The sequence below is a fragment of the Spirulina sp. 06S082 genome (genome assembly GCF_034932145.1).
Classification (GTDB): domain Bacteria; phylum Cyanobacteriota; class Cyanobacteriia; order Cyanobacteriales; family Spirulinaceae; genus CCY15215.
Genome location: NZ_JAYGHV010000304.1, coordinates 1 through 14,069, shown reverse-complemented (window position 1 = coordinate 14,069; position 14,069 = coordinate 1). Strand labels below are relative to the sequence as shown.

At 42.5% G+C, this 14,069-nt stretch carries 16 protein-coding genes; 9 read left to right on the top strand and 7 right to left on the bottom strand.

Going from position 1 to position 14,069, the window contains the following annotated elements; translation table 11 throughout:
- The 3 genes from VB714_RS19350 to VB714_RS19340 all read left to right on the top strand — a co-directional run.
- Positions 1-1,349: sensor histidine kinase (locus VB714_RS19350; RefSeq protein ID WP_323226307.1), on the top strand; the 1,349-nt coding region annotated here is incomplete at its 5' end.
- A 9-nt stretch (positions 1,350-1,358) separates the two neighbouring features.
- Positions 1,359-1,484: a hypothetical protein gene (locus VB714_RS19345; protein ID WP_323226306.1), complete on the top strand. Its 126-nt coding sequence runs from the start codon at positions 1,359-1,361 to the stop codon at positions 1,482-1,484.
- 351 nt (positions 1,485-1,835) lie between these two features.
- Positions 1,836-2,207: a DUF1815 family protein gene (locus VB714_RS19340; RefSeq protein ID WP_323226305.1), complete on the top strand. Its 372-nt coding sequence runs from the start codon at positions 1,836-1,838 to the stop codon at positions 2,205-2,207.
- Positions 2,208-2,540: 333 nt separating this feature from the next.
- On the opposite strand, the gene pdhA is transcribed toward VB714_RS19340, so the two are convergent.
- A complete protein-coding gene (gene pdhA / locus VB714_RS19335) occupies positions 2,541-3,578 on the bottom strand; it encodes a pyruvate dehydrogenase (acetyl-transferring) E1 component subunit alpha (protein WP_323226304.1) in 1,038 nt (345 codons plus the stop codon).
- Positions 3,579-3,633: 55 nt separating this feature from the next.
- Here pdhA and trmFO point away from each other — a divergent pair, with 55 nt between their 5' ends.
- Positions 3,634-5,007 carry an FADH(2)-oxidizing methylenetetrahydrofolate--tRNA-(uracil(54)-C(5))-methyltransferase TrmFO gene (gene trmFO, locus VB714_RS19330; RefSeq protein ID WP_323226303.1) on the top strand — a complete coding sequence of 458 codons (1,374 nt, stop codon included), beginning with the start codon at positions 3,634-3,636 and terminating at the stop codon, positions 5,005-5,007.
- A 41-nt stretch (positions 5,008-5,048) separates the two neighbouring features.
- Here trmFO and VB714_RS19325 read toward each other — a convergent pair whose 3' ends face one another.
- Entirely contained in the window at positions 5,049-5,240 is a 192-nt protein-coding gene (locus VB714_RS19325; RefSeq protein WP_323226302.1) for a hypothetical protein, read from the bottom strand.
- A 270-nt stretch (positions 5,241-5,510) separates the two neighbouring features.
- On the opposite strand from VB714_RS19325, the gene VB714_RS19320 reads away from it, so the two are divergent.
- Positions 5,511-6,266 (top strand): PspA/IM30 family protein, encoded by a 756-nt coding sequence (locus tag VB714_RS19320; RefSeq protein WP_323226301.1) that lies wholly within the window; start codon positions 5,511-5,513, stop codon positions 6,264-6,266.
- 108 nt (positions 6,267-6,374) lie between these two features.
- A complete protein-coding gene (locus VB714_RS19315; protein ID WP_323226300.1) occupies positions 6,375-7,136 on the top strand; it encodes a DsbA family protein in 762 nt (253 codons plus the stop codon).
- 58 nt (positions 7,137-7,194) lie between these two features.
- Here the strand turns inward: VB714_RS19315 and VB714_RS19310 are convergent, their stop codons facing one another.
- Positions 7,195-7,824, bottom strand: a complete 630-nt coding sequence (locus tag VB714_RS19310) for a TetR/AcrR family transcriptional regulator (RefSeq protein ID WP_323226299.1) — start codon at positions 7,822-7,824, stop codon at positions 7,195-7,197.
- A 120-nt stretch (positions 7,825-7,944) separates the two neighbouring features.
- Between VB714_RS19310 and fraC the strand changes: the two genes are divergently transcribed.
- The gene (gene fraC / locus VB714_RS19305; RefSeq protein ID WP_323226298.1) at positions 7,945-8,490 is read left to right on the top strand and encodes a filament integrity protein FraC; all 546 of its coding nucleotides are present in this window, start codon (positions 7,945-7,947) and stop codon (positions 8,488-8,490) included.
- Positions 8,490-9,398: a DUF5357 family protein gene (locus tag VB714_RS19300; protein ID WP_323226297.1), complete on the top strand. Its 909-nt coding sequence runs from the start codon at positions 8,490-8,492 to the stop codon at positions 9,396-9,398. Before fraC ends, VB714_RS19300 begins: the two co-directional genes overlap by 1 nt.
- Here VB714_RS19300 and VB714_RS19295 read toward each other — a convergent pair.
- The 3 genes from VB714_RS19295 to VB714_RS19285 all read right to left on the bottom strand — a co-directional run bounded on the left by VB714_RS19295 (position 9,382) and on the right by VB714_RS19285 (position 11,585).
- Positions 9,382-10,695, bottom strand: coding sequence for a recombinase family protein (locus VB714_RS19295; protein WP_323226296.1), 1,314 nt, complete (start codon positions 10,693-10,695; stop codon positions 9,382-9,384). The two genes, VB714_RS19300 and VB714_RS19295, sit on opposite strands and share 17 nt — an antisense overlap.
- A 24-nt stretch (positions 10,696-10,719) precedes the next feature.
- Complete coding sequence (locus tag VB714_RS19290; protein WP_323226295.1) at positions 10,720-11,082, bottom strand: VOC family protein; 363 nt, start codon at positions 11,080-11,082, stop codon at positions 10,720-10,722.
- Between the two features lie 170 nt (positions 11,083-11,252).
- A complete protein-coding gene (locus VB714_RS19285) occupies positions 11,253-11,585 on the bottom strand; it encodes a DUF3155 domain-containing protein (RefSeq protein ID WP_204105326.1) in 333 nt (110 codons plus the stop codon).
- A 431-nt stretch (positions 11,586-12,016) separates the two neighbouring features.
- On the opposite strand from VB714_RS19285, the gene VB714_RS19280 reads away from it, so the two are divergent.
- Positions 12,017-13,354, top strand: a complete 1,338-nt coding sequence (locus VB714_RS19280; RefSeq protein ID WP_323226294.1) for an ATP-binding protein — start codon at positions 12,017-12,019, stop codon at positions 13,352-13,354.
- A 40-nt stretch (positions 13,355-13,394) separates the two neighbouring features.
- Here the strand turns inward: VB714_RS19280 and VB714_RS19275 are convergent, their stop codons facing one another.
- Positions 13,395-14,009 carry a Uma2 family endonuclease gene (locus VB714_RS19275; RefSeq protein ID WP_416309742.1) on the bottom strand — a complete coding sequence of 205 codons (615 nt, stop codon included), beginning with the start codon at positions 14,007-14,009 and terminating at the stop codon, positions 13,395-13,397.
- Positions 14,010-14,069 lie beyond the last annotated feature (60 nt).

Genomic DNA, 14,069 nt, shown 5'->3' with positions numbered 1-14,069 from the left:
TTGATGTTACTCTAGATGAATTGAGTAAAATTTTAGAAAAATCAAAGTTTAGCCAGGGAAGATTATTTTTGATTAATAATGGTGGACAAGTCTTAGCTTCTCCTGAAAATCTCAACAATCCTACTCTTGAAATTCAATCCTTGTGGAATCTTATTTCAGCAAATTTAAGAGAAAAGGTGTATCAGTTTCTACAAGGAGAAAACTTAAATAGTCAAGAATTTGGCCAATATTTATTTCTTCATTCTAATTTACATCAAGCGCCTTGGTCTTTAGTCTTTTTTGCCAAACAAGTTGATATTTTACTTCCTATTTTAACTCAATTGGGATTAGGTTGGGGTCTTCTTCTCATTGGTTTGACTTTAATGCTGGCGATCGCCAATCAAATTATCGCAGGAGAATTTATTATCCCCGCTAACCAACTCGTTCGGTATATTGAGCAATCTAGTCAGAATCAAAATCCAAAAATTCCTGAAAATATTACTCGAGATTGGTTGCTTTGGTTTGAAACAATTTCGCGGATTTTTCAAGAAAATCAACAAATGACCGCAGAGTTAGTGCAACAAGAAAAAATGTCCAGTTTGGGGCAACTTGTTGCGGGAATTGCCCATGAAATCAATAACCCTGTTAATTTTATTTATGGCAATTTAGCTTATGTTAGAAATTATGCTGAGGATTTATTAAAATGTATCGATCTTTATCAACAAGAATATCCAAATCCGACTTCTAAAATCAAGGAACAGCAACAAGAAATTGATTTAGAATTTTTAGAGGCAGATTTACCTAAACTTATTGATTCGATGGAAGTTGGTGCCGATCGCATTCGAGAAATTGTTATCTCATTGCGTAATTTTTCCCGACTTGATGAATCGGATAAAAAACGAGTGAATATCCATCAAGGAATTGAAAGTACCCTAACTATTTTAGAAAATCGTCTTTATCTCTCAGCAACCCAAGAAACTATTGAAATTCGTCGCAATTATGGGGAGTTACCCTTAGTTGAATGTTATGCAGGTCAACTTAATCAAGCCTTTTTAAATATTATCGGTAACGCGATCGATACTTTACAAGAATCCGAAAAAGAGTTAAAATATATTAAAATCGAAACATCTGTAAAAAATTCAACCTGTATTTATATTAAAATTGCTGATAATGGCATGGGAATTAATGAAGAGACGCAACATCGTATTTTTGAACCTTTCTTTACGACAAAACCTGTCGGTCAAGGAACGGGTTTAGGATTATCCGTTAGTTATAAAATCATTGTAGAACGGCATCAAGGAAAATTAAAGTGTCATTCTACTATTGGAGAAGGAACAGAATTTATCATTGAAATTCCTGTTGATAGTTGAGAGTTTATTATGCAGGAAGAAGGAAAAGCACGGTTTACCATAGGAAAGGCATTTTTTCGCCCAGAAAACCGTATTGTTCGAGATTTAGGGGTTTTAGCGGCGGCAATTGATCGACATTTCTTTTTATATTATTAAGTTTTGCAAATGGTTGTAAAGATATAGAAATATAAGAATTTCTGAATAGATAGTGCAATGTAGATAATGAATGGGAAAGCGATCGCGGGATTCGATTGGCAAATTGCGATCGCAGCAGAATTTCCCAAAACAAGTATCTTGACAAAAACCAAAAAATGTGTATTAGTTAAGTCGATGGATACCTGAGTCATGTCAACAAACGATCGCATTTAGGGGATGCGTCGAAATAATAAGGATAATAAAGACTAAGGTTAGATCGGTTTACGCCTTTAACCCCATCAAGATACAATCTTAAGAAAACGTTAAAAAAGGCGTACAATAGAATGTACTTGGTGTTTGGAGGAAAAGACATTGTTTTTACGATTAGCACAGCAACACCGTCAATTTGTTCGCGATCTCGTCATGAATCTGCAAGCATTGGCAACTGTTTTGGAAAATCGAGGCTATTTGGCTTCTTGCTATACCTGTGGCGGCGAGATGAATAGCGCTTCCTTTATGGTGAGTTTGGGAGACAATCACCTGATTCGCTTTCTCGTTTCTGACTATGGCATTACATGGACGGAAATGCGGGACGATCGCGAGTTAATGAAGTTGGAGGGGGCCGAAGCAATTAGCCAATTGGAAGAACTGGAAAATCTGGTCAAATATGATTTTGCTGCATCGGAGGCGATCGCGACTGAGAGATTACCAAATCCGCGTCCCATATCATTAACAACCAGTTGATGACAATTTGAGGAGATAGTGAATTTTATGGGCAATCCCTGACTTTTTCTGCCCTTGGTTGTAGCAAAACCCTTGAAAAAAGGCAGGAAATCCAAAAATATAAAGAAAATATTACGAATTCGTGGGAAATTAGCGATCCCTGACATGATTATAAAAGTTTAAATAGGGTCAGCTTTAATAAAGACCCTAGATTTTAAATGGGGTCAAATCCATAAAAGACCCTGAATATAAAAAAAACAAGATCGCCTGAAAAGAGCCAGCTTTCTTTAAGAACTGGCTCTTTCTGCTTTTGATCGGCAGTCAGTGCAATAACATAAAATGCAAAATTGTTATTTATGTTTCTGCAAAAATATAGCGATATAATTCACTGGGATCCGGTTCTGCACTTTCCTCAGCAAATTTCACCGCATCTGCAATAACCCCCTGAATTTTCTCGTCGATCGCGTCTAACTCCGTTTGAGTAAGTAAATTTCGCTGCAATACATCAGCACTAAAGCGTTTAATGGGATCGCGAGCATTCCAATACTCCTTCTCTTGGGGGCTGCGAAGTTCATCAGGATCGGCGAGGGAATGACCTCGGAAACGATAGGTCAAGGCTTCGATCAGGGTAGGACCTTCTCCAGCCCTGGCACGGGCGATCGCCTCTTGTGCGACCTTGCGGACAGCCAGTACATCCATGCCATCCACTTCAACCCCGTGCATCCCGAAAACGCTCGCTTTTTTGTAAATTTCCGGCTGGGAGGTGGCGCGATCGTGAGCCATCCCGATCGCCCATTTATTATTTTCCACTACATAGAGAATCGGCAATTTCCACAATGCTGCCATATTTAAGCACTCAAAGAACTGCCCATTATTACTCGCACCATCCCCAAAGAAACAAGCCGTCACTTGGTCAGCAGTTTCATCTCCCAGGGCTTCTCGACGATATTTACTTTGAAATGCCGCCCCCGTAGCCACAGGAATTCCTTCTGCAACAAAGGCATAGCCCCCCAATAAGCGATGAGGTTCTGAGAACATGTGCATCGATCCGCCTCGCCCTCGACTGCATCCCGTTTCCTTACCGAACAATTCTGCCATCACCTCTCGGGCAGGTACGCTTGCACTTAAGGCATGAACGTGATCGCGGTAGGTGCTGGAAACATAATCTTCATCGGGACGCATCGCCTTAATGACCCCGGTGGAAACCGCTTCTTGACCATTATATAAATGGACAAAGCCGAACATTTTGCCCCGATAGTACATTTCAGCGCATTTATCTTCAAACTGTCGCCCCAGTACCATATCTTCGTAGATCGTCAATGCCTCTTCTTTGGTGAGTTGCACCGTAGAGGTATCAATTTGGGGGACGGGACGTTCTGCAATTTCAGCCATAAAATTTTCTCGATCGGTGCGACTATAATACTTTACAATACTCAATTATCAAAAAATGACCCAATATCCCGTGCGCGTAATTGGAGGCGGACTCGCCGGCACCGAAGCGGCGTGGCAAATTGCCCGCGCTGGAGTCCCCGTAATTTTGTCGGAAATGCGTCCCGTACAAATGACCCCCGCCCATCATAGCCAAGAACTGGCAGAATTAGTTTGTAGTAACTCCTTTGGGGCCAAACAAAGCGATCGCGCCGCCGGACTTCTCCAGGAAGAATTGCGCCGTTTAGGGTCTATTATTATTGGCAAAGCCGACGAACATCAAGTCCCCGCCGGAGGAGCCTTAGCCGTCGATCGCGGGCTCTTCAGCAACCAATTAACCGAAACCCTGTCCCAACATCCCCTGATCGAATTGCGCCGGGAAGAAATCCCCCAAATTCCCCCCGATGGGGTCGCTGTCCTCACCACAGGTCCCCTCACCAGTGCCAGCCTGACCACCGACTTGCAGGGCTTCACAGGCATGGAATATATGAGTTTTTTCGATGCCGCCAGCCCCATTGTTGTCGGGGACTCCATCAATAAAGAAATTGCCTTTTTTGCCTCCCGCTATGATAAAGGAGAGGCAGCTTATCTCAACTGTCCCATGAACAAAGAAGAGTACCTGCATTTTTTGCAAGAACTCTGTCAAGCTGAACAAGCCCCCGTCAAAGACTTTGAACGAGAAACTGCCAAATTTTTTGAAGGCTGTCTTCCCATTGAAGAAATGGCACAAAGGGGAGAAGATACCATGCGTTACGGTCCCCTCAAACCCGTGGGTTTGTTCGACTCCCGTTACGGCGACTTTAAAGCACCGGAAAACAAAGGTAAGCGCCCCTATGCTGTCGTCCAATTGCGCCAAGAAGACAAAGAAGGACAACTTTGGAACATGGTTGGCTTCCAAACTAATTTGCGTTGGGGAGAACAAAAAAAGGTTTTTCGGCTCATTCCGGGCTTAGAAAAAGCTGAATTTGTTCGCATGGGAGTCATGCACCGCAATACTTTTATTAATTCTCCCCAACTTCTAGCGCCCACCCTACAATTCAAACAGCGATCGACTCTCCTCGCGGCGGGTCAATTAGTAGGAACAGAAGGTTATACGGCGGCGGCGGCGGGAGGTTGGTTGGCAGGGACGAATGCAGCGCGATTAATTTTGGGCTTAGACCCCGTTACCCTGCCAAAAACAATGATGATGGGGGCATTATTTGAGTTTATTACTTCCGCTTCTGCCAAACATTTTCAGCCTATGCCTCCAAATTTTGGCATTATCCCCCCTCTACAAGAACGCATTCGCAATAAACGGGAACGATATGGGGTTTACCGCGATCGCGCCTTGGCTGACTTAGAACAATTTCAGGCAAAACTCTCGACTCCTCACTCACAAATGCAGCCCGTGTAACCTTGTGAATTTTGCCTTGAGATTGTCTTGATTTTCTCTTCTTAGTGAACTTCAGCCGGTTCGGGAAGTAACGGAGATGACAACGATTTAACCTTGTGTCGTGCTTGGTTGGCAGTCATCATTACACTTAATAGATCGGGCATCTCTTGACGACAATCCGGACAAAACCAGTAAGCACGACCCTTTTGGGCATACATCAGCATGGCTCGAGCGCAGCAAGGACAAGTAATCATGAATATGAATATCCGTTTGTTTAAGATCGATGAATTTTATCGGGAACACTCCTCCCCTCCAGTGTAGTTAAGGAATCTGAGAATGAATGTAACAAATATTTCATAATGTTTTTTTCAGTCGCAAAATAGCAATAATGGCAAGCAAACCCCGCAAAAAGCTAGACTAGATAATAGCGAAAAACGTAAATAAATCTTAACCGCACGCCGAGCTTGCTCTGGCTGCATTCTTATCACTCAGTTCTGTACGTTTTCAATAGGATAAATAAAGTCATGGGATTATTCGATCGCCTGAGCCGCGTCTTGAGAGCCAACCTCAACGACATGGTGAGTAAAGCAGAAGATCCAGAGAAAATTCTGGAGCAGTCTATTATTGATATGCAGGAGGACTTGGTGCAGTTGCGTCAAGCCGTCGCCCGTTCTATCGCGACTCAAAAACGCACCGAACAGCAATACAACAAAAACCAAACAGATGCTAACCAATGGCAGCAACGCGCTCAACTTGCCCTTTCTAAGGGAGATGAGACTTTAGCTCGGGAGGCTTTGCAGCGTAAAAAAACCAGTTCAGATACTGCGGCTCAACTCAAGGCTCAACTGGATACCCAAAGCGGTCAAGTTCAAACCATGAAAAAGAATTTGATTGCTTTAGAGAGCAAAATTTCTGAGGCTAAAACCAAGAAAGATATGCTCAAAGCTCGCGTACAAGCAGCGAAGGCGAATGAACAGCTACAAGGTACGATGGGGTCTCTCAGTACGGGGGGTTCGATGGCAGCGTTCGATCGCATGGAAGAAAAGGTACTGGAAATGGAAGCACGTTCTCAAGCGGTGGGAGAGTTGGGAGGTGTTAACATTGAAAGTCAATTCGCGGCGCTAGAAAGTGGTAGCGATGTTGATGACGAACTCGCGGCGATGAAGGCACAAATGTTGGGGGGTTCTTCTCCAAACCAAGGAGCGTTACCCAGTGCGAGTACCTCACCTCCTGTTGATGCAGAATTGGGAGACCTTCGCAGACAATTGGATAAATCATGATATTTCTCCCGCGCTAACATCTTTGCTCTAGCGCGGGATTTTTAAATCTTGATGGTCAAGGAACTAGGTTATGTTGGAGGGTGTTGATTTTTTCTTATTTTCAGAAGGATGCACAATAAAATTGGGAAACTCCTAAATTTTCTCTCTAATTTTTTCTTTATTGGCTTGTTATGTTTGGGATTATCGATCGATACATTGCCTGCTCGTGCAGATAATACAAACTCATTGGAAGAACAAGTATTAAGTATTATTCGCGCTCATCCCGAAGCGATTATCGAGTCTGTACAAAATTATCAACGTCAGCAAGAAGCACAACAAAAGGCGATGCAAAAAGCTGTTGTACAGCAAATGCAGGCCAACCCACAAGCCTTTATTGGTGAATCTCCCATCCAAGGGGCAAAGGAGGGTAAAAATGTTCTCTTCATGTTCTCGGATTTTCAATGCCCATTTTGCTCTATTGCCAGGGAAACGGTGAAGGAGTTTATGGCAAAATACGGCGATCGCGTTACCCTAGTTTACAAAAATCTGCCTCTGAGCATTCATCCTCAAGCCTTCAATGCTGCTGTAGCGGCTTATGCTGCGGGACAACAAGGCAAGTTTTGGCAGTATTATGATGGCTTGTTTGCAAATCAAGAAGAGTTGGGTGAAGAATTGTATCTAGAACTTGCCGAAGATATTAATTTAGATTTAGAGCAGTTCGATCGCGATCGCCACCGTTCCCAAGCCGAAGATGCGATCGCCGAAGATATCCAACTAGCGCGATCGCTCCTCATTCAAGGAACGCCCTTTTTTGCCTTCAACGGTGAAGTCTTAAGCGGTGCAGTCGATCTAAAAACCTTTGAGAAGGTACTCGCGAAGGAAGGGAATTAGTTGAGAGTTGAGAGTGGGGAGTGAAGAGAAAAATTCATCCCTCATCCCCCATAACTCATCATTCTCCCTTCACCAAAACCCCTTGTAGAAAAATATCAGCAATGCCTTCTGCCATCTCTTTCATAGATTCTGGCGAGGCATTGGGGTCGATAATAGTTTGGTCGGAAAAACCCGCCACTGCAAACATTCCCAAAAATACTTGCGCGACGATTTTAGGATTCATCTTACGGTAAATTCCTCGTTCCATTGCTGTCTCAAAAAATGCCTCTGCTACATCCGTCATTTTATCGATAATTTCTGACTGAATGCGATCGCGCAACTCGGGATGAAATTGCGCTTCCATAAAGCATACGCGCATCAGATCGTGACTTTCGCGCATTCGTAGCATTCGTCTTCGCATGACCTGTGCGACAGCCTTATAACTCCCCATTTCACTCAACTCTGTCAGTAAATCAGTCAGAATTTCAACCCATCCTCGCGTTGCTACTTCCACCAAAATTGCCTTTTTATTGGCAAAATGGCGAAATAATGTTCCTTCTGCTACATTTGCCGCCGATGCTAAATCTCGAGTGGTGGTGCCATCATAACCCTTCCGCGCGAACAAGCGTTGAGCCGCTTGCAAAATGCGAGTGCGCGTACTCTCTTCTACCGGATGTTCGATGGTGGAGCGTTGATGAAAAACTGCCATAGCTTTACTGTGTAGGGGAAGGTCTTAGATTAAGACTAACGTTATTTTGCCTTTGTTGTGAGCAATTACTGAAAACCTTCACAAAAATTTCTATTCTTGTCTACCGATTAACTGTCCGTGATGTCTATCGTATTTTTACCTATTCCACTGGTTATTTTACAACTTCTCACGCTATCTATCGGTATTTCGATTGAGGCGATCGTTTTGCAACAAAAATTAAGATTAACGCGCAAACAGAGTATAGAGTTCTCCATCTCGATTAATCTTTTATCAACAATTATTCTCTGGTTTGTCTTTTTTATATTTCAAAATATTGCACCAGAAAGCGAGAGGCTACATTTAATTGGTATTATCTTTTTCAATAATTTCAATGAGATGAACCGATGGATTCATGTTTATCCTGTTCTCGCTATTATTTTGGTGATGATTTTCGCCTTAACTATTGTTATAGAATTCAAAGGTTTGCAGCTTTTAGAAGCATTCTTGAAAAGTTCTGCCGAACAAGACGATGAAGCCGAACAAGAATCTGTTTCTTTTATGAATAGAATTAATACAGCAATTATTCAAGCTGATGCCAATACGATCGCTACGATTTTTCAAGCGAATCTTTTAAGTAATAGTATTATTGCTTTGCTTATTATTATCTTAAATATATCTCAAATATAATGAAAGATATTGTTGATCAAATCTGGAATACCTTGAAACCTCCTCGCGCCTATTGCTGGCAAACGTTATTTTGTTTAAGTTTATTTTCTGGGGTTATGTCGGCGATCGCCAGAGGATTTCTGGGGGAAGTAATTGCCATCGTTGGTTATCTCCTTTTAATCATTAGTATTGCTTGGATTGGCATCAAAAATCGTTGGCAATCTACTCCTTGGATTGTTGCCGTTTCAATTTGTTTATTTTTTTGGAAACTGTTTGGCATAAAACCGCAAATCTTAGCTCTTTTGTGGTTTCCTTTGGCTGCTATTATTGCATCGTTGGCGCATTTTATTACTCGCAATTTAGAGTTTAAAGTTCCTCATTCTACCAAACGTCAAGCTGTTGTCATTTTATTAGAAACACAAATTTTAATGGCTTGCTGGTTACAATTTTCTTTCCTCTGCCATGATTGGCTGCAAAAATATCCCAGTCTTCTGAGTGAAGATTTTAGCGAGAGTAAGTTTGTCATTACGTTGGATATTTCTCCTTCTCAACCTCGCGTTTTTTTGATTCTTGAAGAAATGCGAAAATTACTCGAACAACGATTTAACGATCGCCCCTGGGGGGAAGTCAACGAACAATTAAAAGCCAGTGAAGGGGCAAGTTTTCTCCCCAATTTTCAGTCTCAAGTCTTGGAAAACTTGAATTTTCTCAAGGAAAATGACCTTTGGGAAATAGAGTCTCAATTATCTTCAACCTCATCGGAATATCAAGTAAAACTAATTGCTCAATGGCTGGGTCCTCGCTCTAATCGTACTTTAGCAAATAAAAGCGATCGCGGCGAAACAATTTGTAATATTCGCCCCCAAAACGATCTCGCACGAGTTACTTGTAATATATCGAGAAATAGCAGTTTTACGACCCAAAAATAAAGACTAATTCTAGATGCCATTGTAGATCGCGATCGCGGATAATTTTAATCTCTTTGATGAACTCTCGAAAATAAAAGCGACGCTCAGATTCTGACAAGTCTAACCAAAATTGAGGAAAGGAAATTGCTTGGGCGATCGGTTTTAAATTATCGGGGGGAAGTTGAGACAGTTTTTGTTGCAATTGAGCCAATTCTGTGCGGAGTTTATAGTGACGCAGATCGGCGGTTTCTGCATCGAGAATTCCTTGTTTTTGCAAGTCGGGGAGTTGCTGCATAATTGTTTCTTTTTGCGCCATTTGTGCCGCGATCGCGCCTTTAGGATTGCTTCCCTCGGGGGCATTCATCCCGGCGATCGCCAAGGGTAAAATTTGACAGATTTGCGCGATAGTTTGTTCTAAAATATCTTGGTAAGGAATTGCTTTACATTTATTTTGTTCGGGACAACTAACGGGACGTAAATACAAGTATTCTTTGCTTTTTTTACGGGCAGTAACGCGGGTAATGGTATGATGAGAGTAACATTGCCCGCATATTACCAACCCAGCTAAAGAACGCGGCGCACTGGCACTACGAGAGGGTAAACGACTATTACGCTTTAATAAGCGATCGATTTGTGCGGCTTCTTCGCGGGATAAAATTGCCGTATGGGTATTAGGAAGAATATCGCCGTTATGATACTTCGTATCGCCACGATAAATAGGATTCGCTAACCAACGACGACCGGTTGCGACGGAAATTTTTTTCCCATATTTCTTTTCTAAGTAGCGAACTGAACCTCGTAGGGAACTATAAAGTAAATAATGCTCGAAAAAATCTTTAACCACTGGAGCCGTGGAACGATCTAAAATATAGCGGTCTTTCCCTCGTCGATACCCATAAGTTGCCTTGCCAGGAGGGGGCATTGCTTTGATACGATTGCGGGCATGACCTTGACGAATGCGACGACTGTATTGATTTTGCTGAATTTCTGCTAAGAGGTCGAAAAGGCGATCGCCGGATGGGTCTTGTTGAGTTGTCTCAAAGGAGTGATAATGCTGTTCCGTAGCAATTATTATTATCCCTATTGCCTCGATTTGCGCCAAGATTGTTGCCACTATTTCGAGGGTGTCTCCCAGTTCATCTAAGCGGCGTAAGAGGAGATAATCGGGAGGATTACCTTGGGAATCTTGTAAGAGTTGTTGCAGTTGGACGCGATCGCCTAAATCTCGATAGACGCGATCGACCTCTAAACCCCAAATATCAGCATCGGGGACGGACTCGATCGCGGGATCGGCATAAATATAAGCAATAATTCTCACGAATTGTCTCTAAATGCCCTTGTTCTACATCTGATTGACTTCTATTATATTCTTATCAGCATCTTGAATAAAAATTGCGGCACGACCGGAAGAACTGAGTTGCATCGGCCAGTTATGGGCTTGCAATCGCTGCTTAAGTTCGGCTAAATTATCCACATTAAAAGCAATATGGGCATTTCGTCCCCATTTGGCGCGATCGTAGAGGTTTCCTGAAAATTCCGTATTAACAATTAGGTGGATTTGATAATTGCCCACCTGATACCACACTCCCGCAAATTTTAAATCTCTTTCTGCGATAGGGAGATTGAGAATAGTCCCGTAGAAGTGTTTAGCGCGATCGAGATCGCAGACAAGCAAGGCCGTATGCAAGCATTGAGTAATTTCCATAAAACAAAAAAATGCCAGCCCAACAAAATCAAATTCCACTTTACCCGACTGTGGTAAAATAGAATTTGATTTGTTAGTTTAGCGCCATTTACGGTTAAGCTATTTTAAGCTAAGATTTTGAGCTAAGATTCCCAGCTAGTATGAATCCTAGTCTTAAAAACTGGTTTTGCCTAAAGATTAGCGATCGCCAGAGGTGGTTTTGTTGCTTTCTTTTGTGTAATCTGGGGGGCAATAGTCCTCAAACTGGGGAAAAGAAAATGATTCTCTTCCACATATTGAGCGCCAAATAGCCCCTTTTCCGCCCAAAAATAGCGGTCTGTCGTATGTTCGTTCCGTTTTACAACCAATAATGCAGGAGGAATAATTCCTCTCGATGCAATGTATTTACGGGCTGCAGTGACGGGTTTATCCTCACCACTCTCGAGGTTAAATTGAGGCACTAGCTCCAAAATTTTACGTCCTTCTTGGCGACGACGACTCTTGCGTTTGCGTTTTCTGGCCAAACTGCCTACCTCCTGTTCTCGAAACTAAATTTTAAGACCCGGTTTGTAGTTCTAGTTTTTGTAATCCTAGTTACAAAACCGTGGCTAGTATATCTGCTTTTTTTCAAAAAATCAAGGGGTTTTAGGAGAATAATAAGTTTTAGTTAATTTAACCAAAAGTAATTCTCGGATAATTCCCCAATAATTCCCAGTAATTCTCATTACAAGTTTTCATTACAAATTCTCATCACGAACTCTCATCATGGAACTCTCATCATGATTGTTGGCGCAGAATCTTTAATGAATGAGAAAATAATTTATAGATATACGCCGAAGTCTATCATTTTTTCATAAAATATACAAGGGTTATTCAGAAGAATATTCAAGAAACGAGGGGGAGATGGATTCAGCCCATACCCATTGCCTCGAGGCGATCGCTTATTATTGGGGTTATGATGTTCGTTAGACCGAGTTCAGAATTCATTGCCCTGTGTCAAGCCCAGGTTTATGTCTTAGTCCAAGGATTAGGGGCGACTTGGTGTGCGGTTTATCTAACGGAAAAATGGGTAGAGGGGGTTAATCCCAATCTTGTTCCGGTTGTAGTGTATCCTGATGCCAGTATCGTCCGCTATGCTGAGGAACAACCTGATAAGTCTGGAAAGGGATGGCAAAAATCTAATCCACCATTTCCTCGCTATTTGCCCGAATCTCAGCGATCGCTGAAAGGAAGAGAAGATAAAATCGCCGATCGCACCCTAGAAAAGGAGTTTATTGCCAGGGAAGGCAAAATTAAAGATTTGTGGGGAAAACGTCAAGCAATGTTACCGCTTCTTTATGAGGAAGAAGTTTTGGGAGTATTGGTGACGCGCAGAGACGATCGCGAATGGGAAAAACGAGAATTAGCCCAAGTGGAAAATATTGTCCGAACTTTGGCGATCGCCAGATATCTCGATCGCCAGCAGGGATGGACAAAGGAACAACTTCTGCAACAGCAGCTTAGTATCGCTGCACAACGCGATCGCTTTGACGATCTCCTGCACCAGTTACGCAACCCGATGACGGCGTTACGAACTTTTGGTAAATTATTGCTAAAGCGTCTTCTACCGGGGGACAAGAATAGCGAAATTGCTGAAAATCTGATTCGAGAAAGCGATCGCTTGCAAACTCTCCTCAAGCAATTTGACGTTTATCTCGACGAAATGAGTCAAGATGCAGCAACATTGATTGATTCCCCACCCCAGAAATTATTACCCGAAAGTAAATCTTCAAGTAAATCTTCTCCTCTCTCCCTTCTTCCCGAAGCACGTTTAAGACTGCAAACCTTTCCTATTTCAGAGGTTTTAAATCCCTTGTTGCAATCGGCGGCGGCGATCGCGGGCGATCGCGGGTTAGAATTCAGGATGGATATTCCCGATGATTTGCTCCCCATTCAAGCCGATGCGAATGCGCTGCGGGAAGTTTTAAATAATGTCCTTGATAATGCCATCAAATATACACCCAGAGGGGGTTATATTGCCGTGGAAGCAGGGTTAGATCATGAAAATGGACTTCTCCAAGGCGTTGCCATTCGCGATACGGGATATGGCATTCCAGAGGGCGATCGCGATCGCATTTTCGATCGCCACTATCGGGGGATACAAGAGGAAGGAGAAATTGAGGGGACGGGGTTGGGTTTGGCGATCGTGAAAGGGTTAATTGAGCAAATGAACGGCAAAATCGAAGTATCCGATAATCTTCAAGGCGATCGTTTACTCGGTACTGCTTTTATGATTTGGCTACCTTTGGCTTAGTTAATCTAGTAATCTAGGCTTCTATGAAATTTGCATAATATTAAAATTCAATGCGACGATAGATTTCTCTCATCGGGAGTTCTATATTATTTAAACTCTGTAGGACGATCGCATCTTCAAGGCGATCGCAAACCTGCCATTGCCAGCGATTTTCATTCTCGCGATCGCTATTATAATACTGCTCTACATAGGGTTCATTTTGGCTGACGAGAAGATATTCGCAAAAACTGGTAAGCGATCGATATTTTCTAAACTTTTCCCCTCGGTCATAAGCCTCTGTTGAAGGAGAAAGCACTTCAACAATTAATCTAGGATTGAGAATTTCATCTTGGCGATCGCCATTAAATTCTGGCTCTCCTTCAATAACAAAAACATCGCCATAAGTACCACAATTAAACCGAGGAATCCAGATTCGCAGATCGCCATTATAAGTTTCAAAAGTCGTATCTCGAAGCGTCACATTCAGAAAAGTTGTAATATCTACAGCAATACGACTATGAAGGGGAGAACCTCCTGGCATGACAATTATCTCTCCATTACGATATTCGTGGCATTCTTCGGCGATTTCTTCTTTTGCGCGGTATTCATCTGGCGTAATGTGAGTTACCGTTGCATCTGGGAGAACATTGGGGGGATGAGTTTGGGCAATAACCACAGATCGCTCCTCGTAATGACTAAGGGTTATTGTACTATTTTTTGGATGCGATCGCGGGGA

Bases quoted from the DNA above. Each gene is read 5' to 3' on its own strand.
- VB714_RS19325 (WP_323226302.1), bottom strand. From the start codon at position 5,240: ATGATTACTTGTCCTTGCTGCGCTCGAGCCATGCTGATGTATGCCCAA.
- VB714_RS19300 (WP_323226297.1), top strand. From the start codon at position 8,490: ATGAAAGATATTGTTGATCAAATCTGGAATACCTTGAAACCTCCTCGC.
- VB714_RS19320 (WP_323226301.1), top strand. From the start codon at position 5,511: ATGGGATTATTCGATCGCCTGAGCCGCGTCTTGAGAGCCAACCTCAAC.
- VB714_RS19290 (WP_323226295.1), bottom strand. From the start codon at position 11,082: ATGGAAATTACTCAATGCTTGCATACGGCCTTGCTTGTCTGCGATCTC.
- pdhA (WP_323226304.1), bottom strand. From the start codon at position 3,578: ATGGCTGAAATTGCAGAACGTCCCGTCCCCCAAATTGATACCTCTACG.
- VB714_RS19315 (WP_323226300.1), top strand. From the start codon at position 6,375: ATGCACAATAAAATTGGGAAACTCCTAAATTTTCTCTCTAATTTTTTC.
- VB714_RS19310 (WP_323226299.1), bottom strand. From the start codon at position 7,824: ATGGCAGTTTTTCATCAACGCTCCACCATCGAACATCCGGTAGAAGAG.
- trmFO (WP_323226303.1), top strand. From the start codon at position 3,634: ATGACCCAATATCCCGTGCGCGTAATTGGAGGCGGACTCGCCGGCACC.
- fraC (WP_323226298.1), top strand. From the start codon at position 7,945: ATGTCTATCGTATTTTTACCTATTCCACTGGTTATTTTACAACTTCTC.
- VB714_RS19280 (WP_323226294.1), top strand. From the start codon at position 12,017: ATGATGTTCGTTAGACCGAGTTCAGAATTCATTGCCCTGTGTCAAGCC.
- VB714_RS19345 (WP_323226306.1), top strand. From the start codon at position 1,359: ATGCAGGAAGAAGGAAAAGCACGGTTTACCATAGGAAAGGCATTTTTT.